Source organism: Rhodoferax sp. GW821-FHT02C08 (assembly GCF_059421805.1).
Window position 1 is genome coordinate 201,294 of record NZ_JBWKVR010000001.1, and the last position, 26,400, is coordinate 227,693.

The 26,400-nt window shown below is 63.9% G+C and carries 22 protein-coding genes; 11 read left to right on the forward strand and 11 right to left on the reverse strand.

The window, feature by feature from the left end; all coding sequences use genetic code 11:
• Window positions 1–33: 33 nt before the first annotated feature.
• A complete protein-coding gene (locus tag AC07VY_RS00990) occupies window positions 34–237 on the reverse strand; it encodes a DUF3460 family protein (protein ID WP_495077280.1) in 204 nt (67 codons plus the stop codon).
• 95 nt (window positions 238–332) lie between these two features.
• On the opposite strand from AC07VY_RS00990, the gene bamE reads away from it, so the two are divergent.
• The gene (bamE, locus tag AC07VY_RS00995) at window positions 333–815 is read left to right on the forward strand and encodes an outer membrane protein assembly factor BamE domain-containing protein (RefSeq protein ID WP_495111275.1); all 483 of its coding nucleotides are present in this window, start codon (window positions 333–335) and stop codon (window positions 813–815) included.
• A 7-nt stretch (window positions 816–822) separates the two neighbouring features.
• On the opposite strand, the gene AC07VY_RS01000 is transcribed toward bamE, so the two are convergent.
• From AC07VY_RS01000 to AC07VY_RS01015, 4 genes are all read right to left on the reverse strand, one after another.
• Entirely contained in the window at window positions 823–2,475 is a 1,653-nt protein-coding gene (locus tag AC07VY_RS01000) for a SulP family inorganic anion transporter (protein ID WP_495095929.1), read from the reverse strand.
• Between the two features lie 2 nt (window positions 2,476–2,477).
• Complete coding sequence (metG, locus tag AC07VY_RS01005) at window positions 2,478–4,556, reverse strand: methionine--tRNA ligase (protein ID WP_495095928.1); 2,079 nt, start codon at window positions 4,554–4,556, stop codon at window positions 2,478–2,480.
• An 85-nt stretch (window positions 4,557–4,641) separates the two neighbouring features.
• A complete protein-coding gene (locus AC07VY_RS01010; RefSeq protein WP_495077284.1) occupies window positions 4,642–5,898 on the reverse strand; it encodes a patatin-like phospholipase family protein in 1,257 nt (418 codons plus the stop codon).
• A 129-nt stretch (window positions 5,899–6,027) separates the two neighbouring features.
• On the reverse strand, window positions 6,028–7,497 hold the full coding sequence (locus AC07VY_RS01015; RefSeq protein WP_495096102.1) for an aminotransferase-like domain-containing protein: 1,470 nt from the start codon (window positions 7,495–7,497) through the stop codon (window positions 6,028–6,030).
• Window positions 7,498–7,608: 111 nt separating this feature from the next.
• Between AC07VY_RS01015 and AC07VY_RS01020 the strand changes: the two genes are divergently transcribed.
• Window positions 7,609–7,908, forward strand: a complete 300-nt coding sequence (locus tag AC07VY_RS01020) for a DUF2917 domain-containing protein (protein ID WP_495095927.1) — start codon at window positions 7,609–7,611, stop codon at window positions 7,906–7,908.
• Between the two features lie 92 nt (window positions 7,909–8,000).
• Here AC07VY_RS01020 and AC07VY_RS01025 read toward each other — a convergent pair whose 3' ends face one another.
• Window positions 8,001–8,894 (reverse strand): LysR family transcriptional regulator, encoded by an 894-nt coding sequence (locus tag AC07VY_RS01025; RefSeq protein ID WP_495095926.1) that lies wholly within the window; start codon window positions 8,892–8,894, stop codon window positions 8,001–8,003.
• Between the two features lie 99 nt (window positions 8,895–8,993).
• Here AC07VY_RS01025 and AC07VY_RS01030 point away from each other — a divergent pair, with 99 nt between their 5' ends.
• The 7 genes from AC07VY_RS01030 (at window position 8,994) to fdhD (ending at window position 17,735) form a co-directional block, all read left to right on the forward strand.
• Window positions 8,994–9,686, forward strand: coding sequence for a Bax inhibitor-1/YccA family protein (locus AC07VY_RS01030; RefSeq protein ID WP_495095925.1), 693 nt, complete (start codon window positions 8,994–8,996; stop codon window positions 9,684–9,686).
• A gap of 93 nt (window positions 9,687–9,779) precedes the next feature.
• Window positions 9,780–10,871, forward strand: a complete 1,092-nt coding sequence (apbC, locus tag AC07VY_RS01035) for an iron-sulfur cluster carrier protein ApbC (RefSeq protein ID WP_495095924.1) — start codon at window positions 9,780–9,782, stop codon at window positions 10,869–10,871.
• A gap of 167 nt (window positions 10,872–11,038) precedes the next feature.
• On the forward strand, window positions 11,039–12,670 hold the full coding sequence (locus AC07VY_RS01040; protein ID WP_495077290.1) for an OFA family MFS transporter: 1,632 nt from the start codon (window positions 11,039–11,041) through the stop codon (window positions 12,668–12,670).
• A gap of 87 nt (window positions 12,671–12,757) precedes the next feature.
• Window positions 12,758–14,296: a methyl-accepting chemotaxis protein gene (locus AC07VY_RS01045; RefSeq protein WP_495095923.1), complete on the forward strand. Its 1,539-nt coding sequence runs from the start codon at window positions 12,758–12,760 to the stop codon at window positions 14,294–14,296.
• Between the two features lie 50 nt (window positions 14,297–14,346).
• A complete protein-coding gene (locus AC07VY_RS01050) occupies window positions 14,347–16,692 on the forward strand; it encodes an FdhF/YdeP family oxidoreductase (protein ID WP_495095922.1) in 2,346 nt (781 codons plus the stop codon).
• Between the two features lie 4 nt (window positions 16,693–16,696).
• Entirely contained in the window at window positions 16,697–16,948 is a 252-nt protein-coding gene (locus AC07VY_RS01055; RefSeq protein ID WP_495077293.1) for a hypothetical protein, read from the forward strand.
• Window positions 16,941–17,735, forward strand: coding sequence for a formate dehydrogenase accessory sulfurtransferase FdhD (gene fdhD, locus AC07VY_RS01060; protein WP_495095921.1), 795 nt, complete (start codon window positions 16,941–16,943; stop codon window positions 17,733–17,735). Before AC07VY_RS01055 ends, fdhD begins: the two co-directional genes overlap by 8 nt.
• Window positions 17,736–17,741: 6 nt before the next feature.
• On the opposite strand, the gene AC07VY_RS01065 is transcribed toward fdhD, so the two are convergent.
• The 3 genes from AC07VY_RS01065 to AC07VY_RS01075 form a co-directional block, all read right to left on the reverse strand.
• Window positions 17,742–18,539: a hypothetical protein gene (locus AC07VY_RS01065; RefSeq protein ID WP_495095920.1), complete on the reverse strand. Its 798-nt coding sequence runs from the start codon at window positions 18,537–18,539 to the stop codon at window positions 17,742–17,744.
• A gap of 202 nt (window positions 18,540–18,741) precedes the next feature.
• Window positions 18,742–19,680 (reverse strand): SMP-30/gluconolactonase/LRE family protein, encoded by a 939-nt coding sequence (locus AC07VY_RS01070; protein WP_495095919.1) that lies wholly within the window; start codon window positions 19,678–19,680, stop codon window positions 18,742–18,744.
• Between the two features lie 50 nt (window positions 19,681–19,730).
• A complete protein-coding gene (locus AC07VY_RS01075) occupies window positions 19,731–20,684 on the reverse strand; it encodes a LysR family transcriptional regulator (protein ID WP_495095918.1) in 954 nt (317 codons plus the stop codon).
• Between the two features lie 111 nt (window positions 20,685–20,795).
• Between AC07VY_RS01075 and AC07VY_RS01080 the strand changes: the two genes are divergently transcribed.
• Window positions 20,796–21,716: a DMT family transporter gene (locus AC07VY_RS01080; RefSeq protein WP_495095917.1), complete on the forward strand. Its 921-nt coding sequence runs from the start codon at window positions 20,796–20,798 to the stop codon at window positions 21,714–21,716.
• A gap of 71 nt (window positions 21,717–21,787) precedes the next feature.
• On the opposite strand, the gene AC07VY_RS01085 is transcribed toward AC07VY_RS01080, so the two are convergent.
• Together AC07VY_RS01085 and AC07VY_RS01090 are read right to left on the reverse strand one after the other, a co-directional pair.
• Entirely contained in the window at window positions 21,788–22,678 is an 891-nt protein-coding gene (locus tag AC07VY_RS01085; RefSeq protein WP_495077299.1) for a hypothetical protein, read from the reverse strand.
• The gene (locus AC07VY_RS01090; RefSeq protein WP_495077300.1) at window positions 22,675–23,598 is read right to left on the reverse strand and encodes an esterase/lipase family protein; all 924 of its coding nucleotides are present in this window, start codon (window positions 23,596–23,598) and stop codon (window positions 22,675–22,677) included. Before AC07VY_RS01090 ends, AC07VY_RS01085 begins: the two co-directional genes overlap by 4 nt.
• A 228-nt stretch (window positions 23,599–23,826) precedes the next feature.
• On the opposite strand from AC07VY_RS01090, the gene AC07VY_RS01095 reads away from it, so the two are divergent.
• Window positions 23,827–26,349, forward strand: coding sequence for an ABC transporter permease (locus AC07VY_RS01095; protein WP_495095916.1), 2,523 nt, complete (start codon window positions 23,827–23,829; stop codon window positions 26,347–26,349).
• The last annotated feature ends 51 nt before the right edge of the window (window positions 26,350–26,400 follow it).

Sequence of the window (26,400 nt, forward strand, 5' to 3'; positions counted from 1 at the left end):
CAGGTACTACCTGCGCTGCAAGCTTTTTTCTATTTAGCTATTGGTTTGGTAGACGTAGGGCTTCTGCTCGACCCGGCCGGCGCGGAATTCGGCCTGCGCGTCGCGGTCCACTTTTTTGTCCCACAGCAGGGCACGGCCTGCGAGTTGCTGGGCCTCCAGCTGGGGCTTTTGGGCTTTCAGCTGTTCGATGAAATCCGTGGTTTCGGACGTGTAGTCGGCGCGGCGGAAGAAGGGCATAAACTAAACCTCAGTGTTGGCTCTGGCATGCCGCAGAACGGGCATGGATGGGCGTGATTTTACCGGGGGCGAGTGTGGTGCAAAGGATTTGGCGAATGGCGTTGATGGCGACGATCTGGGCCGCCGTGGTGGGCCTGCTGGGCTGTGATGCGCAGCGTATAGACCAGCTCGAAGAAGGTGTGGCCACCGAGGCCGATGTGCGCGCCCAGTTCGGCACGCCCGAGAACATCTGGGACGCGCCCGGTGGCGCCCGTATCTTTGAATACAACCGCCAACCCGCCGGCCACCGTAACTTCATGGTCACCATAGCCCCGGACGGCAAGATGGCCGCGCTGCGCCAGGTGCTGACGCCGGAAAACTTCGCCAAGGTGCAGCCCGGCATGGCCATGGAAGAGGTGCGCCGGATGCTGGGCAAGCCCATGAAGATCACGCCCTTTGTGCTCAAGCACGAGACCGACTACGACTGGCGCTACCTGTTGCCGCCCAACCAGTCCATGGTGTTCACCGTGGTGTTTGACCCGGACATGCGGGTGCTGCGCACCTTGTCCGTCACCGACCCGGACACCGAGCGGCGTTAACGCAATCTCAGTACCGAGTGGCCGGCGCCGGCTGGAAGCCGTTCAGCCGCGCCGCAAAGCCCGAGCGCTCCATCAGCCCGCGTGGCTGGGGGTTCACATGGCGGATGTGCAGCTGGCCACCGTGCTGCAGCACCACCTTGAACAGCTGCTCCAGCGCGTCCAGGCCGGTTGCGTCCAGCGAGATCAGCTGCGATGCGTCCAGCTCCACCCGCATGCCCGTAGGGTGTTTTTCCACCGCCCGCACAATGGGGTCGATCTTGGCCACCGCACCAAAAAACAGCGCGCCATACAGCTTGAATGCCAACACCTCCGGTTTGGACGGCAGCGGTGCAACGCGGAACAGCGAACTCATGCGGCGTATGAAAAGAATGCAGGCCAGCACCATGCCCACCTCCACGGCCACGGTCAGGTCGAACACCACGGTCAGAAAGAAGGTGCCCAGCAACAGCGTGCGGTAGTGGCTGCTGAAGTTGCGTAGTCGCACAAACTCATGCCATTCGCCCATGTTCCAGGCCACGAACAGCAATATGCCTGCCAGCACCGCCAGCGGGATGTACAGGGCCAGCGGCGCGGCCACCAGCACCACTACGGCCAGCACCAGGGCGTGCACGATGCCCGCGATGGGTGATGTGGCGCCGGAGCGGATATTGGTGACCGTGCGCGCAATCGTGCCGGTGGCCGGCATGCCGCCAAAGAAAGCCACCACGAAATTGGCCACGCCCTGGGCCATCAGCTCCTGGTTGGGGTCGTGCTTCACATGGTGTGGGTCGGTGGCCAACTGGTCGGCCACGCGGGCGCACAGCAGCGACTCGATGGCGCCCAGCAGAGCGATGGTGATGGTGGGCGTCACCAGCAGGCGCACCGTGGCCCAGCTGAAGTCGGGCAGCGCAAACGCCGGCAGGCCGCCCGGAATCTGGCCAAAGCGGCTGCCCAGCGTCTCTACCGGCAGGTCCAGACCCCAGGCCAGCAGCGACAGGCTGACCAGCGCCATGATGGGCCCTGGCACGCGGGCGAAGGTGCGCACCGTGCGCCCCTCCAGCAGGCGTATCACCGGCGAACCCTGCACGAATATGCGCGGCCAGACCACCAGCCCCAGGATGCATAGTGCGCCCAGCGCGAAGGCATATGGGTTGGCGCTGCCCAGGTGGGCGGCAATGGTTTTGATCTGCGAGAAGAAGTCGCCCGGCATCTTGGCAATGTCCAGCCCCAGCAAGTCCTTCAGCTGCGATAGCGCAATCAGCACCGCAATGCCATTGGTGAAGCCGATGACGATGCTCACCGGCACATAGCGCACCAGCGTGCCCAGCTTGAACAGGCCCAGGCCGAACAGCAGCACGCCCGCGCAGGCGGTGGAGATCAGCAGGTTGGCCACGCCGTAGCGCTCGACGATGCCGTAGACGATGACGATGAAGGCGCCCGCCGGCCCGCCAATCTGCACCGTGGTGCCACCGAGCGCGGAGATGATGAAGCCGGCGATGATGGCCGTCCACAGCCCCGCCTGGGGCGTGAGGCCGCTGGCAATCGCAAACGCCATGGCCAGCGGCAGGGCCACGATGCCGACCGTGATGCCCGAGCCCACGTCCTTGGCGAAACGCTCCCCGCTATAGCCGCGCAACGCGTCCCACAGACGCGGGCGGAAGCGGGCAAGCGGGGAGGCCATGCTTAGCCGATGCGCATACCGGGTTGCGCTCCGGGGAAGGGCTCCAGCACGTAGACGCCGGGCTGGGCTTTTTCATCCGCATGGCTGGCGGCCAGCACCATGCCTTCGCTGATGCCAAACTTCATCTTGCGCGGCGCCAGGTTGGCCACCAGCACGGTGAGCTTGCCGATCAGCTGGTCCGGCGTGTAATGGGCGGCAATGCCGCTGAATACATCGCGCATGCGGCCTTCGCCGGCGTCTAGGGTCAGGCGCAGCAGCTTGGTGGAGCCGTCCACCGGCTCGCAGTTCACTATTCTTGCGATGCGCAGATCGACCTTGGCGAAGTCGTCGATGGTGATGGTCGGTGCAATCTCCTCGCCACCAGGTACTACAGTTTCTGTAGCTGCTTGCGCAGGTTCTGCCTGCGCTGGAGGCTCAAACAATGCATCAAGTTGCTTGATGTCCACGCGCTGCATCAAATGCTTGTAGTCGCCAATCGCATGGGCTGCGCCCAGCTGTGTGGCGGCATCGGCAAAGCCGAGTGGAGCCACGTTCAGGAACGCTTCCACCTGTGCGGCCAGCGCGGGCAGCACGGGCTTCAGGTAGATGGTCAGTAGGCGGAAGGCTTCGATGCAGGTGCTGCACACGTCCTGCAGGCGGGTGTCCATGCCTTCTTGCTTGGCCAGTTCCCAGGGCTTGTTGGCGTCCACATAGGAGTTCACGCGGTCCGTCAGCAGCATGGTTTCGCGCAGCGCCTTGGCGTATTCGCGCTGCTCATACATTGTGGTAATGCTCTCTTTTTGAGAGCTGATGGTGCTGATCAAATCTGCGCCATCGGCCGAAATCGTGCCCAATTTGCCGCCGAAGCGTTTGCTCAGGAAACCGGCCGCACGAGATGCAATATTGACGTACTTGCCAATCAAGTCGCTGTTCACGCGGGCCATGAAGTCGTCGGCGTTGAAGTCGATGTCTTCGTTGCGGGCGCTCAGCTTGGCGGCGATGTAGTAGCGCAGCCATTCGGGGTTCATGCCCAGGCCCAGGTACTTCAGCGGGTCCAGGCCGGTGCCGCGGCTCTTGCTCATCTTCTCGCCGTTGTTGACGGTAAGGAAGCCGTGCACAAACACCGAGTCCGGCGTCTTGCGGCCGCTGAACTTCAGCATCGCCGGCCAGAACAGGGTGTGGAAGGTGACGATGTCCTTGCCGATGAAGTGGTACTGCTCCAGCGCGCGGTTGGCCATGTAGGCGTCATAGCTCTCGCCGCGCTTGTCCAGCAGGTTCTTCAGGCTGGCCAGGTAGCCCACGGGTGCGTCCAGCCAGACGTAGAAGTACTTGCCGGGCGAGTCCGGGATCTCGATGCCGAAGTAGGGCGCGTCGCGGCTAATGTCCCAGTCGCCCAGGCCTTCGCTGGTGCTGCCGTCGGGGTTGGTGCGCACGGTGAACCATTCCTTCACCTTGTTGGCTACCTCGGGCTGCAGGCGGCCGTCTTGCGTCCACTGCTCCAGAAACGCCACGCAGCGCGGGTCGGACAGCTGGAAGAACAAATGCTCCGAGCTTTTCAGCTCGGGCGTAGCGCCGGACAGGGCCGAGTACGGCTTGATGAGGTCGGTGGGCGCGTAGACCGAGCCGCAGACTTCGCAGTTGTCACCGTACTGGTCTTTGGCGTGGCACTTGGGGCATTCGCCCTTGATGAAGCGATCCGGCAGGAACATGTTCTTCTCGGGGTCGAAGAACTGCTCGATCACCTTGCTGGAGATCAGGCCGTTGGCCTTCAGCTCGCGGTAGATCTGCTGCGCCATGGCGTGGTTTTCCGGCGCGTCGGTGCTGTGCCAGTTGTCAAAAGCAATGTGGAAGCCGTCCAGATACGGCTTGCGGCCGGCGGCGATGTCGGCGACGAACTGTTGCGGCGTCTTGCCGGCTTTTTCGGCGGCGATCATGATGGGCGCGCCATGGGTGTCGTCGGCACCGACGAAGTTCACCGCATTGCCCTGCATGCGCTGGAACCGCACCCAGATGTCGGCCTGGATGTATTCCATGATGTGGCCGATGTGGAAGTTGCCGTTGGCGTAGGGTAGGGCGGTGGTGACGAAGAGTTGGCGTGGCATGGACAGACTAGCTTTCAGAACAGCCTTTGATTTTAGTCGGGGGCTATCGCTTCGGGTGGGGCCGTTGCCAGCGGGCCGGGGCGGTTCAGCGGAATGCGTGTTTGCGCCGCTCGACCCGGGGTGTTGCGGGGTCGGCCAGGGGATCGGTCCAGCGGAAGAATCGGCATATTTCGGCGCGCTGGCGCTGCGCGTCGGCATAGCCCAGCGCCATCAGCTCGCGGGTGAAGTTGGATTCGAACAGCAGATAGCTGGCCAGGGCCGAGCCTTTGGCGTCTTCCGGCTGAGAGCGCATGCCCAGGCCGCCCAGCATGGTGCGAATGGCGGGGGGTAGGTCGTGCAGATGGCGTGCGGCGATCTGGTCGATGCGCTGCGACGGCGCGATCAGCAGCAACTCCACCGGGCGCAGGGCGCTGTTGTGGCGTAGCTCGGCGGGTATCAGCGACAGGGTATGGTTGATGCGCCGTACCCGCTCCACGTCCACCGCCAGGGCGTCCAGGAAGATATTTGCCAGCGCGTGGCCGGCGATCTGCGCCAGCGAGGGGTAGCTGTCATTGGGCTTGAGCGAGGCGTCTTCGCGCGGTTCGTGCATGCGGCCCGCGCCGATGACCAGTACGCGCTCGGCCCCCAGGTGGATGGCCGCACCCACCGGTGCCGACTGGCGCATGGAGCCGTCGCCAAAGTATTCTGTATGGCCGTGGATCTGTAGCGGAGTGGCCGGAAACACAAAGGGAATCGCCGAGGAGGCCAGCAGGTGGTTCAGCCGCAGGCGCCCGCGCACGCCCTGGCGCTGCGAGCGCACCCAAGGCTTGAGGTCGGTGCTGCCCTGGAAGAAGGTCAGATGCTCGCCCGAGCTGTAGCTGGACGCAGTGACGGCCAGTGCCCGCACATGGCCCTGGCGCACCAGGCGCGGCAGACGCTCCAGCGGCACCAGGTGCTTCAGCAGTTCGTGCAAAGGGCTGTTGTCCAGCAGCGAGCGCGGGTGGACCTTGCGCCACTTGGCCAACATCCAGCCCACCGACAGCAGCGTCAGCCAGCGCGCGCCGCTGCGCATCACGCCAATGGCATCGGTGCGGTAGACCTGGTCGGCTGTGAAGTTCTTCCAGATGCCCACCATCTGGCGCACGATGCTGTCGAAGTTGTCCGCGCCGCAGGCTAGCGCGGCGGCATTGATGGCACCGGCCGAGGTGCCGGTGATGATGGGAAAGGGATTGCCCTGGTCGCCCGCGCCGCAGGCCAGGCGCAGGTCGGCGATGGCCTCCAGCACGCCCACCTGGTAGGCTGCGCGGGCGCCGCCGCCGGTGAGCAATAAACCCGCAGGTGTGTGGGGGAGTGTGGAGGACATGGCTGCATTGGACGGCGCCACGCAGGCCGCCGTCAATCAGGGTTTATCGGGCTGGCGTGCTTGCTTTGCATGCTATTGAATGTGTAGCGGAACATGCTTATGTCATCTGCGCAGCAGGCTGGTTTCGCTTTATTTTTGTCCACGGCTGCGTAGTTGTTCCAGGGTTTTTTCCAGCCAGGCCAGCATGCCGAGGTCCTGGCTGGTGGCGATGTTGACGCCCATCCATGGGCTGGGAGTTTGCTGTAGCGAAAACAGTGCGCCTGGACGCAGTAGGTAACCCGCGTCCAGCCCCAAGGCGGCCAGGTGGTTGGTGTCCACCCCGGTATCGAACCAGCCCAGAAAACCGGCCTGCGGCTGGCAAAAAGCCTTTAGTCCCAGGTCTTGCATACGCTTGAACGCAGGCTCGCGCAAGCTGTCCAGAGCTGCGTGCACCCGCTGGCAGTGCTTGCGGTAGCTGCCCTCGGTCAGCGCCTTGTAGACAATGCGCTCATTGATCTCGGGGGTGGTCAGCGCGGTCAACAGCTTGTGTGTGGTCAAGGTGTCCACCAGTTCAGCCGGGCCGGCCAGATAGCCCACGCGGATGTTGGGCGCAAGCATTTTTGAAAAGCTGTTCACATACACCACGCGGCGTAACTGGTCCAGGCTGGCCAAGCGCGTCACGGCCATGCCCTGGGGCAGAAAGTCGGAATAAATATCGTCTTCGATGACCAGGATGTTGTGGGCCTCGGCCAACCGCAGAATCTGGTAGGCCGTGGCGGCACTCAGCAATGTGCCGGTGGGGTTGTGCAGCACGGGGTTGAGGAACATCAACTTTGGTTTGTGCTTTTCTACCAGCGTGGTGAGGGCCTGCACGTCAAGTCCTTGCGGCGTATAGGGGACACCCACCACCTCCACGCCTTGCAGCCACAGCAGCGGATTGCACCAGCCGGGTTCGCCCACCAGCACAGTGTCGCCTGGGCGTAGCATCATGCGAAATACCAGGTCTATGGCCTGGGCTGCGCCGGTGGTGGTGAGTATTTGCGATGGATGGGCTTCGATGTCGCGCTCCGCCAGCGTACGCTGGATTTGCGTACGCAGCGGGGCATAGCCCTGGGCCGAAGCCCCCTGCGCCAACTGCTGGCTGGTGCTGTGGTTGGCCATCGCCCGCAGGCCCATTTTGAGCAGGTCGCCACCGCACATATCGGGCGGCAGGTAGCCCGAGCCTGGCGACAGGTGGGCCGGAATGCCACTGGTCATGTTGCGCACCATCCAACCCATGTTGATGGCCTGCTGCGGTTTGGCGCGGGCAGGAGCCGACCTGGCGCGCGTGCTGGGCGGCGGCGCGGCTTCGCGCACAAAAAAACCCGCCCCGCGCCGTGCCAGCAGGTGCCCACGCGCCACCAGCCGCTCGTAGGCTGCCACCACCGTAAAACGCGACACCCCCCGTTCCTGCGCCAGCTCTCGCACCGAAGGCATGCGCATGCCGGGGCGAAACACGTGCTGCTGGATGCGCTGCTCGGCCCACTGCACCAGTTGGTCTACCAGGGTGGTCTGCGCTCCCAGGGTTGCGCTGTGATCGGTGGAGGACGTGGGCATGGACTGTATTGGTAATTTGAGCAGGCCAGTGGCGGTAGTTATTCGGTGAACTGTACCGGTACTGTATAGGTGCCAAGATTACAGTGAATGCCACTCCACCGCAAGCCGTGGTGGGTGATTCTTCAGGAGACGGCAATGGTCAAAATTGAACACTTCGAACTGCGCACACCCGATGTGGTGGCGCTGCGTTTGGCCGCAGGCATGGTGCTCCGTGTCAGCACCGGTCGTTTGTGGTTGACGCAGGATGGCCGCAGCGAAGACGTGTGGCTGCAAGCCCCCGCCAGTTGGACTGCGCCGCACGCGGTCAACGTGCGGCTGAGTGCCGAGCCGTCGGTGGACTTTCAGATTGCACGGCCAGCGGCGGTGTGGCGTGCTCCGCGCATCCGCATGGCGCGGACGAGGCTGGACATCGCCGGTGCCATCGGCGCGGCCTGATTAGGGTTTAGGGGGCTGGCGCATGCGCCTTGCGTGCTATTGAATGTGTAGCTGTTGGCGCAGGTTTTATCTGCGCTGGCGGTCTTATTTATTCAAGAGGCGGGTTTCTTGGCCGGTAGCAGGCGCTGCACCAGCGGGTGTTGCACCTTCTTCTCGGTTCCGATGGCGTAAAACTGTTCTTCTACCCCTTGGCACGCCCCTATGCGCTGTACGCCATAGCGGGTGGTCAGGTCTTCATGGACCCATTCGGCCGCCGCGAATACGCCCATGCCTTCGGCTCCGAAGGTGGCCAGCAAGGCACTGTCTTCAAATTCCCCGGTGATATGCGGCTTGATGCCCAGGTGCTCGAACCAGTGGTCCAGCCGGGGGCGCACGGCGGCATGCGTGGTGGGCAGCAATACCGGTACTTTGGCCAGGCTGCGGGGGAAGTCCTGCGTAGCTGCGTCCAGCAGATGCGGCGGCGCGTACCAGGCCATGTCGGACGCGCCCAGCCGGTGGCTGTAGACCTTGAGGTTGGGGTTGGGCGGCGCGGCGCGGTCGGCCAGCACCACGTCCAGCCGGTGCAGGGCCAGGTCGCCCAGCAGGTCCTCGAATTCATCTTCATGGCAGATCAGGTGCAGGCGCGGCTCCTGCATCACCGGCTGCAGCAGGCGCCGGGCGACCAGCTTGGGCAGGCCGTCGGAGATGCCCACGGCCAGCCGCACGGACGGCGCGCTGACGGCATCGCGCACCGTGGCGGGTAACTGCTCGCCCAGTTGGAAGATCAAGTCGGCCTGGCGCAGTGCGGCCACGCCGGCTTCGGTCAGCGCCAGGCCGCGGCCGTCGGGTTTGAGCAGGGTTACGCCCAGCGAACGCTCCAGCTCACGTACCTGGGTACTGATGGTTTGCACCGCCATGCCCAGACGATCGGCAGCGCGCGACATGCCGCCCTCGTGCGCAACAACCCAGAAATAGTGCAGGTGCCGGTAGCTGAAGCTTTGTTCCATATTCAGGTATTTATGAATAGTTTGTTCTAAATTATCTGCTTTTTAAGAAGTAATGAGCGGCGTATGGTTGAGGCTTGTTTCCTTTTTTGGAGAAAGACCATGGAAAACCTCAACTCAACCGTTCGCACCCACCCGGGCCGCGGACTGGTCACCACGGCGGTGGCACAGACCGTGCCCGTCAACCGCGTGCTGCGCAATACCTATGCCTTGCTGGCGATGACACTGCTGTTCAGCGCCGTGATTGCCACGGCCAGCCTGGTGCTGCAGGCGCCGTCGCCCGGTTTGCTGATCAGCCTGGCGGGTAGTTTCGGCCTGCTGTTTGCGGTGTACAAGTTGCAAAATAGCGGCTGGGCCTTGCCGGCGGTGTTCGCTTTTACCGGCTTCATGGGCTACACGCTGGGGCCGGTGCTGGCACGCTCGTTGGCCTTGCCTGGCGGCGGAGAAGTCGTGGCGATGGCACTGGCGGCCACGGGCGTCACCTTCCTGGCACTGTCGGCCTGGGTGGTGACAACGCGGCGCGACTTCAGTTTCCTGGGCGGCTTCCTGTTTGCCGGCATGGTGATTGCGCTGCTGGCCGGCTTGGCGGCCGTGTTCATGGAAGTACCCGCGCTGGGCCTGGCGGTGTCGGCCATGGTGGCTTTGCTGTCGGCGGGCTTCATCCTGATGGATACCAGCCGTATCGTGAACGGCGGTGAAACCAACTATGTGCTGGCTACGGTGGGTCTGTACCTGTCGATCTTCAACCTGTTCAGCAGTCTGTTGAGTTTGTTTGGCATCGGCAGCGACGAATAAGCGTGGCAGGCCCCTACGGGCAAGAGCGGTAAGCCCCTACGGGGCAGGGGCGCGCTGGTTTGAAATAGACTACGCGCCCCTTAGGAGTTATGCATGCCTCTCTCAGAACAGCAGGTGCTGGATGCCATCAAAACCGTGGTGGACCCCAATACCGGCACCGATTTCGTCTCCACCAAAGCCATCCGCCATCTGACCGTCACTGGCGGTGCGGTGGTGTTCGGCGTGGAGCTGGGTTACCCCGCGAAAAGCCAGGAAGCAGCCTTGCAGGCGGCCCTGGCCGCAGCGGTGCAGGGTCTGGACGGTGTGGGCAGCGTCAACATTACCGTCACCACCAAAGTCGCCGCACATGCGGTGCAGCGCGGTGTGCAGCTGCTGCCGGGCGTGAAGAACATCGTTGCCGTGGCCTCGGGCAAGGGCGGCGTGGGCAAGAGCACCACGGCGGTTAACCTGGCGCTGGCACTGGCCGCCGAGGGCGCCAAGGTCGGCCTGCTGGATGCCGATATTTACGGCCCCAGCCTGCCCATGATGCTGGGCATAGCAGGCAAGCCCGAAAGCGCCGATGGCAAGACCATGGAGCCCATGGAGCATTACGGCGTGCAGGCTATGTCGATCGGCTTTCTGGTGGACCAGGACCAGGCCATGGTCTGGCGCGGCCCCATGGCTACCCAGGCGCTGGAGCAGCTGCTGCGCCAGACCAACTGGAAGGACTTGGATTACCTGGTGGTGGACATGCCCCCTGGCACTGGCGACATCCAGTTGACGCTGAGCCAGCGCGTGCCCATGACCGGCGCGGTCATCGTCACTACGCCGCAGGACATTGCGCTGCTGGACGCGCGCAAGGGCATCAAGATGTTTGAAAAAGTCGGTGTGCCCATTTTGGGCATCGTGGAAAACATGGCTGTCCACGTATGCAGCAACTGCGGCCACCAGGAGCATATTTTTGGCGCCGATGGTGGCAAGAAGATGGCGGCCGACAACGGCATGGACTACCTGGGGGCCTTGCCCTTGAACATGCAGATCCGCATACAGGCAGACGGTGGCAAGCCTACGGTGGTTGCTGATCCAGAAGGCGAAATTGCAGCGATTTACAAGCGCATTGCCCGCCAGGTCGCGGTGTCGATTGCCGGCAAGAACAAGGACTTTTCGTCCAAGTTCCCGTCGATTACGATCTCCAAGAACACCTGAGCTTTGCCGCTCATTTTGCCGCCCCCGTTTGGGGGCGGTTTTGTTTCTGGCGCCTGAATAACCCTTCAGATAGGAATGATTCTTGTACCGCCTTATTCGTTCTTTGTGTAACTGATTGTGTAGACTGTTGCGGCCCGCTTCGGGCTTTTTCTGCAATGGAGGACTGAATGGCAGGATTTTTAGACAAGGAACGCATTATTGCGGGCCCCGGTTTCAACCGTTGGTTGGTGCCGCCGGCTGCGTTGGCGATCCATCTATGCATCGGCATGGCCTATGGCTTTTCGGTGTTTTGGCTGCCTTTGTCCAAGGCTTTGGGCATCAAGGAGGCCATCAAGTGCGGCCCCGAAGTGGGTTTTTGGGCAGAGCTGTTTACCACCAACTGTGACTGGAAGATTTCCACCCTGGGCTGGATGTATACCTTGTTCTTCGTGCTGCTGGGTTCGTCGGCCGCGCTGTGGGGTGGCTGGCTGGAGCGCGTAGGTCCGCGCAAGGCGGGCGTGGTGTCGGCCGTTTGCTGGTGTGGCGGCATGCTGCTATCGGCAATTGGGGTGTACCTGCACCAGTTCTGGCTCATGATTGTGGGCTCGGGCGTGATCGGTGGCGTGGGCCTGGGTTTGGGCTACATCTCGCCGGTATCGACCTTGATCAAGTGGTTCCCGGACCGCCGTGGCATGGCCACCGGCATGGCCATCATGGGCTTTGGTGGTGGCGCCATGATCGGTTCGCCACTGGCCGCTGATCTGATGAAATATTTCGCCACCCCCACGAACGTAGGCGTGGCCCAGACCTTCGTGGTGATGGCCGTGGTCTATTTCGTGTTCATGATGGGCGGCGCCCTGACCTACCGCGTGCCTGAAACCGGCTGGAAACCCGCAGGCTGGACGCCGCCGCCCGCCCAGGTCAACAACGCCATGATCACCCAGCGCCACGTGCACGTGAAGAAGGTCTGGGGCATTCCCCAGTTCTGGCTGGTCTGGATGGTGCTGTGCATGAACGTGAGCGCCGGCATTGGCGTGATCGGTATGGCGTCGCCGATGTTGCAAGAGGTATTTGGCGGGACTTTGATTGGCGTGAGCCAGAAGTTTGGCGAGCTGGACAAAACCCAGCTGGCGGCAATTGCTGCCGTGGCGGCCGGCTTCACCGCGCTGCTGAGCTTGTTCAACATCGGTGGCCGCTTCTTCTGGGCCAGCCTGTCCGACAAGTTGGGCCGCAAGCTGACCTATGTGGTGTTCTTCGTGCTGGGCGGCGTGATGTATTTCAGCGTACCCGGCAGCGCGGCCGCCGGCAATATCGTGTTGTTCGTGGGTGCCTTCTGCGTCATTCTGAGCATGTACGGCGGTGGCTTTGCCACCGTGCCAGCCTATCTGGCCGACCTGTTCGGTACGCAAATGGTGGGGGCCATCCATGGTCGCCTGCTGACCGCCTGGGCTACGGCGGGCATCCTGGGGCCAGTGGTCGTGAACTACATGCGCGAATACCAACTGGGCTTGGGCATTCCCCGCGAGCAGGTTTACAACCAGACCATGTACATCCTGGTCGGTATGCTGGTCATTGGTTTGATTTGCAATCTGCTGGTCAAGCCGGTGGCCGACAAGCATTTCATGACGCCGGAAGAGCTGGCCCATGAAAAACGCCTGGCGCACGAAAAAGCTGCTGCCTCCGAAGTCGGCTCCAGCGGCGTGGTCAACGACCATGCCGTGAGTCCGGTGCTGGTGGCTTTGGCGTGGGTGGCCGTAGGCGTGCCATTGATCTGGGGTATTTACCGCACCCTGCAAAGCGTAGCCAAGTTCTTCCACTGAAGCTACTTTGCCCAAAGCCTGCCGGTTGCTGTGTTAAACAGCGCCTGGCAGGCTTTTTCACTTTTCAGACGAGACGAGGTTTACGCAATGCAGCCATTCAAAACATTGAAGCAGCGTATCGAATCTGCAGCCAGGGCATTCGCGGCTACGTTGCCCGAGAGATTTGTAGTGGACGCATCGCAGCAGATCGATGTACAGGGCAAGAAGACGCCGGTACTGCGCTGTGGAAACCGGGTTTTGAATCTGGATTTCTCCGTGCCCGACGGCTTTACCCAAAGAACCGGTATGCGGGCCACGATCTTTGTGCGCACGGGGGAAGACTTCATCCGCATCACGACCTCCGTGCGCAAGCAGGACGGCGAGCGTGCTATCGGCACCCCGCTGGACCGCTCCCAACCGGCCTACCGGGCGGCGCTGGTCGGTAAGTCCTATGTGGGCTACGCCACGATTTTTGGCAAGCAGTGCATGACCCGCTACGACCCGGTGCGCGATGCCTCCGGCCAGGTGGTGGGTATTTTGTACGTGGGCCTGGATGTGAGCGATATGGCGCCGGTCCATGTGGCGCCCCGCATGGCGACCACCCTGGCGCTGGCCTATGGGGTGTTGGCCTGTGCCTTTCATGCGGCCACCGACAAATTGTTGGACCCGCTCAGCATCGGTTTCACGTTGCTTTCCATGGCCATGCTGTGGGGGTTGACCTATTTCTTGATACAGCGCCACGTCACCGAGCCCATGAACCAGGGGCGCCAGGCCGCGTTGCGGCTGGCTAGCGGCGATCTGACCAACCAGGTGGACGTGCGCGACCGTGACGATGTGGGCAAGTTGCTGCTAGCTATCAACGGCATCAGCATCGGCCTGACCGGCTTGGTGGGTAATGTGCGCCAGGCGGCGTCCATGGTGGCCAGCGGCACGAGCGAGATCGCCGATGGGAACAACGACCTGGCATCGCGTACCGAAAAGCAGGCCAGCGAGATCAACTCCGCCGCCTCGGCCATCGTTGAACTCACCGCCACGGTGAGCCAAACGGCCGACAAGGCCAACCAGGTGAACGCTCTGGTCGGCTCCGTGGCCCAACTGGCGTTGACCAGTGGCGGTATTGTGGGCCAGGTGGTGGACACCATGGGGCAGATCAAGTCCAGCGCGCACCGCATCAACGACATCATCGGCCTGATCGACGGGATCGCCTTCCAGACCAATATCCTGGCCCTGAACGCGGCCGTAGAGGCGGCCCGTGCGGGCGAGCAGGGGCGTGGCTTCGCGGTGGTGGCCTCGGAAGTGCGCAGCCTGGCGCAGCGGTCCGCCACCGCCGCCAAGGAGATCCGCAACCTGATTGCTGCATCGGTGCAAACCGCCGATACCGGGGGGGAGCTGGTGGAGAAAGCCCAGCGGTCCATGACCGACATCACCGGTTCCATCCAGCAGGTGGTGGGCTATGTCGATGAAATTGCGCTGGCCAGCAACGAGCAGCGCGCCGGCATTGCCGATGTCAACCGCAGCGTGGCCGAGATTGACGAAATGACACAACAAAATGCCGCGCTGGTAGAAGAGTCCGCCGCTGCGGCCATGAAAATGCGCGAGCAAGCCACCGCGTTGGGCGCGGCGGTGAACAGCTTTAAAACCCCTTAGCTACCAGGGTAGGGCGCAAGGCCGTATAAAACGAGACGAAAGAATCTCCCATGAGCGAACAAAAAATTGAGTTTTATACCGGCCCCGCAGGCGGCTGGGGCGCGCTGAAGAGCGTGGGCAAGGCCTTGGTTTACCAGGACGTGGCCCTGAAAGGCGCCAAGACCTTGCTGCATGCCAACCAGCCCGACGGTTTTGACTGCCCGGGCTGTGCCTGGCCGGACCGCAACCACGCATCCACTTTCGAATTTTGTGAAAACGGCGCCAAGGCCGTGGCGGCCGAGGCCACGGCCCGGCGCGTGACGGCAGACTTCTTCGCGCAGCACACCGTCACCGAGCTCGCCACCCAGAGCGACTTCTATCTGGAAGACCAGGGCCGGCTGACCGAGCCCATGGTTTTTGATCCGGCCGACGACAAATACAAGCCTATCGCCTGGGACGACGCTTTTGCGCTGATCGCCCGGCACCTGAATGCCTTGCCTGACCCGAACCAGGCCATCTTCTATACATCGGGCCGGGCCAGCAACGAAGCTGCCTTTTTGTACCAGCTGTTCGTACGCGAGTACGGCACCAACAACTTCCCCGACTGCTCGAACATGTGCCACGAGCCTAGTGGCAGCGGCATGCGTGAAAGCGTGGGCATAGGCAAGGGCACGGTTACGCTGGACGACTTTGAACAAGCCGATGCCATCTTCATCTTCGGCCAGAACCCCGGCACCAACCATCCGCGCATGCTGGGCGAACTGCGCCACGCCGCCAAGCGAGGTGCGCGCATCGTCAGCCTGAACCCGCTGCGCGAGCGCGGCCTGGAGCGCTTTGCCGACCCGCAGGACAAGCTGCAAATGGCCACCCTGGGCGACACGCCCATCAGCACCCATTACTTCCAGCTGCGCATAGGCGGCGACTTCGCCTTTGTCAAAGGCATGATGAAGCACCTGGTGGAACTGCAGGATGCAGGTGAGGATGTGCTGGACCATGCCTTTATTGCCGAGCACACCACCGGCTTCGAGTCCCTGCTGGCCGATCTGCGCGCCGAGTCCTGGGCGCTGCTGGAGTCCGAATGCGGCCTGGGCGCAGAGCACATCCGCGCTGCGGCCGAGGTGTATCGCCAGGCCAAGAGCGTGATCGCCTGCTGGGGCATGGGCATCACCCAGCACCAGAACTCGGTGGCCACCATCCAGATGATCACCAACCTGCTGCTCATGCGCGGCAACATCGGCCGCCCTGGCGCGGGCCTATGCCCAGTGCGCGGCCACAGCAATGTGCAGGGCGATCGCACCATGGGCATCTGGGAGAAGCCACCCGTGGCCCTGCTGGACAATCTGCAGAAGGTCTTTGGTTTCACACCACCGCGTGAACATGGCTTTGATACGGTGGAATCCATCCAGGCCATGCTGGACGGCAAGGGCAAGGTGTTTTTTGCGCTTGGCGGCAATTTCGCCACGGCCACGCCCGACACCGTGCAGACCTGGAAGGCGCTGCGCAAGTGTGACTTGACGGTGCATGTCACCACCAAGCTGAACCGCAGCCACATCGTGCATGGCAAGGCCGCGCTGATCCTGCCCTGCCTGGGCCGTACCGAGATCGACATGCAGGCCGGCGGCGCGCAGGGCGTGACGGTGGAAGACTCGATGAGCATGGTGCATATCTCCATGGGCATCAACCCGCCCGCGTCTGCACATTTGCTGTCCGAGCCGGCCATCGTGGCCCGGCTGGCCGCCACGACTCTGGCTGGGCGTAGCAAGACACCCTGGCTGTGGCTGCTGGAAGATTACAGCCGTATCCGCGACAAGATCGAGGCTGTGTTCCCCGACTTCAAGGACTTCAACCAGCGCATCCAGGTGCCCGGGGGCTTCCGGCTGCGCAATACGGCCAGCGAGCGGGTCTGGAACACCGCCTCCAAAAAGGCCGTGTTCAAAACCCATGCCGTGCCCACCGGCACGCCGCTGCAACGCGCCCGCGAGCGCAAGGGCGACGCCATCGTGTTCGCGCTGATGACCACCCGTTCGCACGACCAGTACAACACCACCATCTATGGCGCGGACGACCGCTACCGTGGCGTTTACGGCCAACGCCGCGTGGTGTTTGCCAACGTAGATGACATCCGCGCGCTGGGTATGAAAGACGGCGACTGGATCGACTTCCACACCGTCTGGGATGACGGCCAGGAACGCCGGGCCGATGGCTTCAAGCTGGTGGCCTACAACATCCCACGCGGCTGCGTGGCGGCCTACTATCCCGAGACAAATCCGCTGGTGCCGCTATCTTCTGTGGCGGCGAATGCCGGTACGCCCACCTCCAAGTGCATTCCGGTGCTGATGCTGCCGCACCAGAAACCGGCTGCGCCTGCGGCTCAAAAGCTGGGCCAGCCCGCCATACCTCACGCGGCTGCGGTCTGAATCCGTGGACGCGCTGCACCAGGCCATTCTGCTGGCTTTGCTGCCCGAGCCTGAGCCCATTTCCCTGCCCCGCCTGGGCAAGCGCCTGGGCCTGGGTGCCAGCGTGCTGATGCGTGCGCTCACGCTGATGGGCGAGGCCAGCCTGGGCGGCCAGCCCGGCCCGGGCTGGGTCACGCTGCGCCTGGAAGATGAACGCTGGATGGCCGGGCTGACCGAGGCTGGCCGGCGCTTTTGTGTGGAGGCCTTGCATGGCTGAGCTGCCACCACCCCTGGTGTCCGTGGCCGTACGGCGCTTTCCTGCCGACCTGGAGCAGGCCGACCAGGTGGCTGCCGAAGTACCCGTGGCCCTGGTGTTCAATGGCATCTCGCACGCGGTGATGATGGCCACGCCGCAAGATCTGGAAGCGTTTGCACTCGGCTTTGCGCTGAGCGAAGGCATTCTGGACAGCGTGGCCGACTGCTATGGCATCGAGGTGCAGGCCGGTGCCGACGCCTGTGAAGTGCAGCTGGATGTGTCCTCCCGCTGCTTCCAGCGCCTGAAGGAACGCCGCCGCAGCCTGGCCGGTCGCACCGGTTGCGGAACCTGTGGTATCGACAGCCTGGCCGCGCTGGACCTGGAGCCCAGGCCCATGCCGCCACAGGCCTGGGCCGCTCAGTTGCAGGCTACAACCGTGCTGCAGGCGCTGCAAGCCATGCCGCCCCTGCAGGTGCTGAACCTTGCCTGCGGCTCCTTGCACGCGGCAGGCTGGGCCACACCTGAAGGCGTGCTGACCGATGTGCTGGAAGACGTGGGCCGGCACAACGCGCTGGACAAGCTGCTGGGCCAACTGGCACGCGCCGGGCGCCTGGGCGAGCCAGGCTTTGTGTTGATGTCCAGCCGGGCCAGCTACGAGCTGGTGCGTAAATGCGCGCGCCTGAATGTGGCGGCGCTGGCCACCATCTCGGCTCCCACGGCGCTGGCCATCCAGATCGCCGAAACCGCCGGCCTGCAGCTTTGGGGCCTGTGCCGCGACCCCCGCGCAGTGCGCTACGTGCCGGCCTGAGCCGGCTTAGTTCGGCGTCAGCGCGTAGGAGAGCGACGAGGCCACGTCGTTCCAGCCGAACTGGCGCAGGTCGCTGAAACCTTGCCGCTCCGGCACCCACAGCTGGGCTCCCGCGAAGTTGATGTGCTGGTGCAGCACTACAAACGAGCGCTGCGGCCGCAGATTGGCCCAGACCTCGCTCTGGTTCGACACCGAAGACACTTTGTCGTTGATGTTCTGCAAAAACACCGCGGTACGAAAGTCGCTGATATTGCCATTGCCCGCCTGGCGTCCGCCGGGGCTGCTGGTGGTGCCTGCGCCAAAGCGCCATAGCCAACCCGAGAAGTTGATGTTCTCCCACAGGAACACCGCGCCGCCGATGGCATTGGCGATCTGTTGCGGAGATGAGGACGTGTCCAGCGTTACCGGTGGCGCCTTGGATTTCTTCGCCGGTTTGGGGTTGCCAGGGTTGTCTTCCAGGTGGCGCATGGCTTTGCCGGTCTGCGAGAACACCCGCAGCAGCTCGCCGTCGCGGGCGGCTTCGTCCAGCAGGTAGATCAGCGGTTTGCCGTCGAAGTCTTTCACCGATTCTGCCGCGGCCCGTTTGCCATCTATGGCTACCGGCAACAGCGGAATCTTGTGGATGCAGGTCGGCGTGGCCGGCTCGCTGCGGTCATCGCCGGTGCGGCTGCCGGCCTGTTCCAGCCCGGTTTTCAGCCCCGCCAGGTAGGCGCTGCCGATCAGCGCCAGATCGGTCTGGCTGCGGTTGTCGAACAGGGATGCAAGGCTGGGGTGGATCGTCTGCGAGGGGGCTGTTGCGGCCATTGTGGTGTCTCCAAATAGCACCTGGCCGTTGAACATTGCGCTGCCGGCACGTGACCAGGCAAACCGGGCCAGCAGCGCATTTCACTGTTGACCCAGGTGAAAGTCAAGCTGGCCGATGGCGCTGAAGCCTGAATTGAATTGCTATTGATACCATAGCTACTGGCGCAGGTTTTATCTGCGCTACAGGCATATTCCTTATAAATTACCCGCCGGCCACACCCTGGGTGTTCACATACAGGGCGTAGACCGACTGGCTGGCCGCCATAAACAGGCGGTTGCGCTTTAATCCACCAAAACACAGGTTGGCGCAGCGCTCGGGCAGGGCGATGTGGCCTATTGGTGTAGCGTCGGGGGCGAACACCATCACGCCGTCGTGTTCAGGGCCGCCACCCCAGCCGGCCCACAGATTGCCGTCCACATCGCAGCGAAAGCCGTCGGGGCTGACGCCCTCTTCGCAGGTGAAGAACACGCGGTCGTTCACCAACTGGCTGCCATTGGCCGCCAGGTCAAATACCCGGATGCGCCGGGGCGAGGCACCGGACTCCACCACATACAGCAGCCGCTCATCCGGTGAAAAGCACAGTCCATTGGGGCGCGCCACCGCATCCGTCACCACCGTGCACAGGCCAGTGGCTGGGTCGAAACGGTAAACGCAGGTGGGCAGCTCGGGTGTGGCGTCATGCCCCTCGTAGTGGCCGAGGATGCCGAAGGGCGGGTCGGTAAACCACACCGTGCCGTCGGACTTCACCACCACGTCATTGGGCGAATTCAGCGGCTTGCCATTGAAGCTGTCCACCAGCACCGTGGTGCTGCCGTCGTACTCGGTGCGCACCACGCGGCGCCCACCGTGTTCACAGCGGACCAGCCGGCCCTGGCGGTCGCGGGTATGGCCGTTGGCAAAGTGGGACGGCTGCTGGAACACGCTGACCGCGCCGGTCTGCTCCTCCCACTTCATGACGCGGTTGTTCGGGATGTCGCTCCACAAAAGATAGCGCCCATCGCCGAACCACACAGGCCCCTCGGCCCAGCGCATGCCGGTGGCCAGGCGCTCCACGGCGGCGGCATACAGACGGTAGGGTTCAAAGCGCGGGTCCAGCGTTTGGATGGCTGGGTCGGGATAGTGGGGGCTGGGTTGCCACATGGGGAGCTTCCAGAAAAGCAAAGCGGCCAGTATGCCCGTGCCGCAGGCCGTCATGCCGGGTCGGGTCGGTCCCAGGGTGGCACGTCGCCCAGCATCTCCAGCAGAAAGTCGATCAACGCGCGCACTTTGGGGCTGGGAAAGCGGCTGGGTAGGTAGACGGCATACAGCGTGTCGGCATCGGCCGGACGGCCCACGGGTTGCCACTCCTCCAGCAGGTGGACCAGGCGGCCGGCGCGAAGATCGGCACCGGCGGCGTAGGTAGGAAGTACCGCCAAGCCCATGCCAGCCAGGGCCGCCACGCGCAGAGCTTCGCTGCTATTGGTGGTGAGGCCGCTTTCAAACCGCAGCGCCGATTGCACGTCCACCAGCTCTTCGTGTCCTTGCGTGGTGTGGCGAAAGCGCCATTGCGTGGGCGTATGCAGGTAGCCGAAGGTGAGGCAGCGGTGTTGGGCCAGCGCCTCCAGCGTGGTGGGTGTGCCGTGCTGCTCCAGGTAGGCCGGTGTAGCGCATAGCCGGTACAGGATGGGCGCGAGCCGCCGTGCCACCAGCCCGGGACTGGGGCTGGCGGTCAGGCGCAGCACTACGTCGAAGCCTTCTTCGGCCAGGTCCACATAGCGGTCGTTCAGGCCTACCACCACGCGCAACTGCGGGTAGCGCGCGCAGAACTGCGTCATCAGCGCCGTCAACTGCTGGTTGCCAAAGGCTGTGGAGGTGCTCAGCCGTAGCGTGCCCTGGGGCAGCGCCTGCCCGCCAGCGACTTCGGCTTCCAGCGCCTGGGCGTCCTCCAGCATGCGTTGCGCGCGTTCGTAGACGCGGTGGCCGTCGTCCGTAGGGCTCACGCTGCGGGTGGTGCGGTGCAGCAGCCGGGTGCCGAGCTGGGCTTCCAGGCGGTTCACCTGTTTGCTGACGGCCGACTTGGTGCTGCCCAGGCGGCGCGCGGCACCCGAGAGGCTGCGCGTTTCGATCACGCGGCTAAAGGTGGCAAGGTCTTCCAAGCGGCCCATGGTTGTTCTACTTTTGGAAACTCTGATGCGCCATTGTGGTGGATTGTGTCCAGCGACTCCAGTTTCTACATTAGCAGGGCGGCCTTTCTGTGGCGCCGCAAGGAGTTGACCATGGCTGTATCCAGCACTTTCTCTACGATTTCTACCTCTGGCCTGGCACCGCGCATGCAGGGGCTGGCCGACGCGAGCCTGCCGCTGACTTTCATCCTGCTGTGGAGCACGGGCTATGTGGCCGGCAAGCTGGCGCTGCCGCATGTAGGGCCGTTCACCCTGTTGGTGCTGCGGTTTGGCCTGGCGGCCCTGGTATTGGGACTGGTGTCCTGGGTGGGCCGCGCGCATTGGCCCCAGCGGGCACGCGACTGGGGGCATCTGGCCGTGGTCGGTCTACTGATGCAGGCGTTGCATTTTTCGGGTGTGTACTGCGGACTGCGGCTGGGCTTGCCGGCCGGGGTAGCTGGTTTGCTGATCGGCATGATGCCGCTGGCCACGGCGCTGGGCGCGCATGTTTGGCTGGGTGAGCGGGTGGGTCGCCAGCAACTGCTGGGGCTCGCCGGTGGGGTACTGGGAGTGGCGCTGGTGGTGGCCGGCAAGGCGCCGGGCGGCGGTACCAGTGCGGCGGCGGTGGCTGTCACCCTGTTCGGGCTGCTGGGCCTGGTGGCTGGCACGCTATACCAAAAGCGCTTTTGCGCCGACATGGACTTGCGCAGTGGCGCCTGTGTGCAGATGGCCGTGGCCACCATCGCCGCCGCTGCGCTGGCAGGGCCTGTCGAAGGTTTTGCTGTGCACTGGCATGGCGAGTTGGTGGCTGCCGTGCTGTGGCTGGGGCTGGTGAATTCGATTGGCGCGTTCAGCCTGCTGTTTGTGATGGTGCGTCGGGGCCAAGCCGCACAGGTGGCCAGTTTGTTTTATTTGATTCCGGGCGTGACAGCGCTGCTCGGCTTTGCGCTGTTGGGCGAGCATCTATCGCCGCTGGCGTTGGCCGGGTTTGCGGTGTCAGCCTTGGCGGTGCTGGCTTGTGTGCGAGGTCGTTAGGGACGCTCTGCATAACTCCCTGCGGTCCACGGCGGTACGGACTCGGGTTTCAAATAAATTGCAAACAGCCTCTAGGGCAGTGCCTCGTTGGCCTCTATCAGCGCGCGCACCCGGCGCTGTTCTTTGGCATCAAAACGCTCGGCCAGCCAGCGGTTGACTGCGGCTTCGCGCTGCGGTGTCGAGAGTTCGGGAGCCAGCTGTATCTGGGCGACGGCCTGCTTGGCTTCGTTGACGCGGGTTTTCCAGCGGTCCCATTCGGCCTCGGCGGCTTGCAGGTTCTGGCTTTGCTGAGGGGTTAGCTCCGCGCGGCGGATCAGCGGCGGTTCGGTGACAGGGGTGGTACTGTTGTTGGACTGTGCGACTTGGATCTGTTGCGCCAGTTGCTGCTCCTCGTCGCGGTAGAAGGCGTCGGCCCACGCTGGTCCCAGTAACGCATAGCGTATGCGGTGCTGCTCGGTCAGGGCCGCCTGCCAAGTGCGCCAGTCCCGTGGGTCCACCACCTGTTGGAATGGGGTGCCCACCAACTGTACATAGCGCCGCCAGATGTCCAACACCTCGGCGGCGGCCTGTGGTCCGGCTTGGGCGCGTACCGTGGCTTCGATGTACTGTCGCAGCTGTTCCAGCGTGGTTTCGCCCAGCAGGGTCAGCAATTGGTCGAAGCGCCGTCTGAGCGCCAGGGTCGGGTGCAGCTTGCCCTGGGCGTCTAGCCCCCAGTCGCCGTCCAGCTGGGCGCCGCGCAGCGAGCTTTCCTCCGCCAGCCAGGTGACGAATTCAGCGGTGGAGCGCTCGGTTGAAGTGGTGGTTTCGGCCTCCGGGACGGGACGCGCGGCCGGGTGGCTGGCCCAGGGTGTTAGCTCTACGGCTTGGTGGGTTTTAGAGGTATTGGCGGGTTGCCACAGTAGCGCCAACAGAGCCGCAACCACCAGCCCGGCGACCAGCCAGAGCCAGCGCCCTCGATTCAAAGCCCGAGACCTTGTAAACGGTTGGCCTGGCTGCGGTAGAAGGCCTTCGGATCGGGCGAGAACAGGCCGCGCAGACCATAGCTCTGGTTTACCAGGTCAAGGTGGTTCCAGGCGTAGTTGTCTTTGAGCACAGTGCCCCAGTGGTTGGAGCAACGGCCCACCACGCCATCGTTGGCGCCGCCATTGAAGAAAGCCGAGGTCAACGCCAGCGCGTAATCCACATAGTCCAGCGCGTTGGTGAAAGATGAAGTGCCGCCCATCGAGTAGTAGTAAATGCCATTGACCTTGGCACTGCCGCTGCCGCAGCTGGTGGTGGGGGCTCCTTCCGGGTAGCTTGCGTTGAAGGTGGCGGCACCGCTGCTGGTCAGCGAACCCAGCATGGCCATTGCGTTTTGCGGCAGGTTACTGTCGCCGTTGATCCAGGCCACAAACTTGGCCAGCGCAGTGACCACCGCGGCAATGGCGGTCTTGGTGACGCTATTGGTCGAGTTCACTGCGGTAGCCACATCCGATCCCTGGTGTGGCGTGCCAGCGGTGGTGACCGATGCCACCAGCTCTGGCGCGACCGAAGCCACATAGCGGGCCACCAGCCCGCCCTGGCTGTGGCCGACCAGATTGAACTTGGTATAGCCGTAGGTAGCTTGCAGGGCTTTGAGCTGCGATATCAACTGCTCGCCCCGTGTGACCGCAGAATTCACCGCCGATTGCTGGGTAACGTATACCGTGGCGCCGCTGCTGCGCAGCGATGCGGGTATGCCGTACCAGAAGGTGTTGCTGTCGCTGGCATTGAAATTCAATATACCGTGCACCAGCACCACCGGGTAGGTGGTCTGGGTATAGGTGTCGGCTGCGCATAGAGAGGGGCTGAGGAGGAGGGCGCAGAGCGCCAGCGCTATCGGAGTCTTGGTTGAAAAATGCATGGATAGTCTCTTTCTAGTTGGTGTGAGCACTGCAATAGACGCCTGGAAGTTGTTTGCAGTCCATGCAATTTAGAACGAACGTTCGTTGCTTTTTCAGCGGGTTATCCCGCTCTACATGTCACCTATGTGCCAATGCTGAGGCCATGTCCGGTGCGGTGGCGTAGAGCCCTTGGCGCTGCGTGGGTCAGGGCCCGCGTGAATAATGGCGCATTGTTTAGGAGCTCTCCGTTGAAATCCCCCTTTATCGCTTTAGGCTGGCGTACGCTGTGGCGCGATCTGCGCTCGGGTGAACTTCGCCTGTTGATCGTGGCCGTGACCTTGGCTGTAGCCGCACTCAGCGCCGTGGGCTTTTTTGCCGACCGCTTGCAGGGCGGCTTGCAGCGCGATGCGCGCCAGCTGCTGGGTGGTGACGCGGTGGTGGTCAGTGACAACACCATGCCGGCTAGCTTTCTGGCCCAGGCGCAGGCCCAGGGCCTGCAGTCCGTAGGCACCCTGACCCTGGCCACGATGGCCCGGGCCGAGGACGCGCAGGGCGGCGCCAGCAAGCTGGTGGCGCTCAAATCCGTGGCCGCCGGCTACCCGCTGCGCGGCAGCCTGACGGTGGCGGACAGCGCCGATGGCCCCCTGCACACCACGCGCGAGATCCCGGCGCCGGGCACGGCCTGGGTGGATGCGTCCCTGCTGGAGGCGCTGGAGCTGAAGCTGGGCGACAGCCTGCTGCTGGGTGACGCCCGCCTGCGTGTCACCAAGACCATCGCCATCGAGCCCGACCGGGGCAGCGGCTTCATGTCGTTTTCACCGCGCGTGATGCTGAACGAGGCCGACCTGGCCGCTACCGGCCTGGTCCAGCCTGCTAGCCGCATCACCTACCGTTTTGCCGTGGCCGGACCGGACTCGGCCGTGCAGCGCTATGTGGACTGGGCCACGGCCGAGGTCAAGAAGCCGGACATCCACGGCGTGCGTATCGAGTCGCTGGAAACCGGCCGGCCCGAGATGCGCCAGACGCTGGACCGCGCGAATAAATTCCTCAACCTGGTGGCCCTGCTTTCGGCCCTGCTCAGCGCAGTGGCCGTGGCCCTGGCTGCGCGCGGCTTTGCCGCCAACCACCTGGACGACTGTGCCATGCTGCGCGTGCTGGGCCAGAGCCAGCGCACCATTGCGCTGAGCTATGCCTTCGAGTTCGCGCTGGTGGGCCTTTTTGCCAGCCTGCTGGGCGTGGCCATTGGCTTTGGTGTGCACTACCTGTTCGTGTTGTTGCTGAGCGGCCTGGTGGATGCCAGTCTGCCCGCTGCCACCTGGTGGCCCGCGGCCTTGGGGCTGGGTATGGGCATGACCCTGCTGTTCGCCTTTGGCCTGCCACCAGTGCTACAGCTGGCCTCGGTGCCGCCGCTGCGGGTAATACGTCGCGATGTGGGCGGGCTCAAGCCGGCTTCCGTGGGCGTGCTGGGCCTGGGTGTGCTGGGCTTTGCCGCGCTGCTGCTGGCGGCCAGCAGCGACATCACTCTGGGCCTGATCGCCGTGGGCGGTTTCGCCGGCGCGGTGCTGGTGTTTGCCGGCCTGGGCTGGGTGGCGGTGAAGCTGCTGCGCCGCAGTGTGAACGAGGCCACCGCGCCGCGCTGGCTGGTGCTGGCCACGCGGCAGGTGTCGGCCCGCCCGGCCTATGCCGTGGTGCAGGTCAGCGCGCTGGCCGTGGGCCTGCTGGCCCTGGTGCTGCTGGTGCTGCTGCGCACCGACCTGATCCAGAGCTGGCGCAAGGCCACGCCGCCCGATGCGCCGAATCGCTTCGTCATCAACATCATGCCCGACCAGGCTGCCGATTTCCGCAAGAACCTGAATGATGCCGGGGTGAAGGATTACGACTGGTTCCCCATGTTCCGTGGCCGCCTGGTGGCCATTAACGGCAAGCCCGTCAGCCCGGACGACTACGTGGAAGACCGCGCCAAGCGCCTGGTGGACCGTGAATTCAACCTGTCCAACACGGCTGAACGGCCAGCCCATAACCCCCTGGCTGCCGGCAACTGGGCAGACCAGGAAGCCGGCGCCATCAGCGTGGAGGAGGGCATTGCCAAGACCCTGGGCCTGCACCTGGGCGACACCCTGCGCTTCGACATTGGCGGCCAGCCCAGCGAGGCCAAGATCACCTCGCTGCGCAAGGTGGACTGGGGCTCCATGCGCGCCAACTTCTTCGTGATCTACCCGCTGGCGCAGATGCCGCCAGACATCCCCGTCACCTACCTCGCGGCCTTCAAGGCGCCTACAGCCAAGGGTTTTGACAACCAGCTGGTGCGCCAGTTTCCCAATATCACGGCGGTGGACCTGAGTATCACGCTGGGCCAGCTGCAGCGCGTGCTGGACCAGGTGGTGCGTGCGGTGGAGTTCCTGTTCGGCTTCACCCTGGCCGCCGGCCTGGTGGTGCTGTTTGCCGCCATCACCGCCACCCGCGAGGAGCGCGCCCGCGAGTTCGCCATCATGCGCGCGCTGGGTGCGCCTAGCAGCCTGCTGCGCCAGGTGCAGCGGGCCGAGCTGGCCGGCGTGGGCCTGCTGGCCGGCTTCCTGGCCAGCCTGGTCGCCGTGGCCGTGGGCTGGGCCCTGAGCCGCTACGTGTTCGACTTCGCCTGGAGCGGCTCGCTGTGGGTGCCCTTGTTCGGCGCGCTGGCCGGTGCCGTGCTGGCATTGGCGGCTGGCTGGTGGGGCCTGCGCGAAGTGCTGCGTCGGCCGGTGGTGGAGACGCTGCGCCGGGCGGCGGCGTAGTTGCTATATCTTTAGTAGCTGCTAGCGCAGGTGCTACCTGCGCCAGCGCCT

What these genes read in the sequence shown, in the direction of transcription:
- bamE (WP_495111275.1), top strand. Translation starts at nt 333, where the DNA reads ATGGCGTTGATGGCGACGATCTGGGCCGCCGTGGTGGGCCTGCTGGGC.
- fdhD (WP_495095921.1), top strand. Translation starts at nt 16,941, where the DNA reads ATGGCTGAGCTGCCACCACCCCTGGTGTCCGTGGCCGTACGGCGCTTT.
- AC07VY_RS01045 (WP_495095923.1), top strand. Translation starts at nt 12,758, where the DNA reads ATGCAGCCATTCAAAACATTGAAGCAGCGTATCGAATCTGCAGCCAGG.
- AC07VY_RS01070 (WP_495095919.1), bottom strand. Translation starts at nt 19,680, where the DNA reads ATGTGGCAACCCAGCCCCCACTATCCCGACCCAGCCATCCAAACGCTG.
- AC07VY_RS01075 (WP_495095918.1), bottom strand. Translation starts at nt 20,684, where the DNA reads ATGGGCCGCTTGGAAGACCTTGCCACCTTTAGCCGCGTGATCGAAACG.
- AC07VY_RS01080 (WP_495095917.1), top strand. Translation starts at nt 20,796, where the DNA reads ATGGCTGTATCCAGCACTTTCTCTACGATTTCTACCTCTGGCCTGGCA.
- AC07VY_RS01065 (WP_495095920.1), bottom strand. Translation starts at nt 18,539, where the DNA reads ATGGCCGCAACAGCCCCCTCGCAGACGATCCACCCCAGCCTTGCATCC.
- AC07VY_RS01010 (WP_495077284.1), bottom strand. Translation starts at nt 5,898, where the DNA reads ATGTCCTCCACACTCCCCCACACACCTGCGGGTTTATTGCTCACCGGC.
- AC07VY_RS01050 (WP_495095922.1), top strand. Translation starts at nt 14,347, where the DNA reads ATGAGCGAACAAAAAATTGAGTTTTATACCGGCCCCGCAGGCGGCTGG.
- metG (WP_495095928.1), bottom strand. Translation starts at nt 4,556, where the DNA reads ATGCCACGCCAACTCTTCGTCACCACCGCCCTACCCTACGCCAACGGC.
- AC07VY_RS01030 (WP_495095925.1), top strand. Translation starts at nt 8,994, where the DNA reads ATGGAAAACCTCAACTCAACCGTTCGCACCCACCCGGGCCGCGGACTG.
- AC07VY_RS00990 (WP_495077280.1), bottom strand. Translation starts at nt 237, where the DNA reads ATGCCCTTCTTCCGCCGCGCCGACTACACGTCCGAAACCACGGATTTC.
- AC07VY_RS01020 (WP_495095927.1), top strand. Translation starts at nt 7,609, where the DNA reads ATGGTCAAAATTGAACACTTCGAACTGCGCACACCCGATGTGGTGGCG.
- AC07VY_RS01000 (WP_495095929.1), bottom strand. Translation starts at nt 2,475, where the DNA reads ATGGCCTCCCCGCTTGCCCGCTTCCGCCCGCGTCTGTGGGACGCGTTG.
- apbC (WP_495095924.1), top strand. Translation starts at nt 9,780, where the DNA reads ATGCCTCTCTCAGAACAGCAGGTGCTGGATGCCATCAAAACCGTGGTG.
- AC07VY_RS01090 (WP_495077300.1), bottom strand. Translation starts at nt 23,598, where the DNA reads ATGCATTTTTCAACCAAGACTCCGATAGCGCTGGCGCTCTGCGCCCTC.
- AC07VY_RS01025 (WP_495095926.1), bottom strand. Translation starts at nt 8,894, where the DNA reads ATGGAACAAAGCTTCAGCTACCGGCACCTGCACTATTTCTGGGTTGTT.
- AC07VY_RS01040 (WP_495077290.1), top strand. Translation starts at nt 11,039, where the DNA reads ATGGCAGGATTTTTAGACAAGGAACGCATTATTGCGGGCCCCGGTTTC.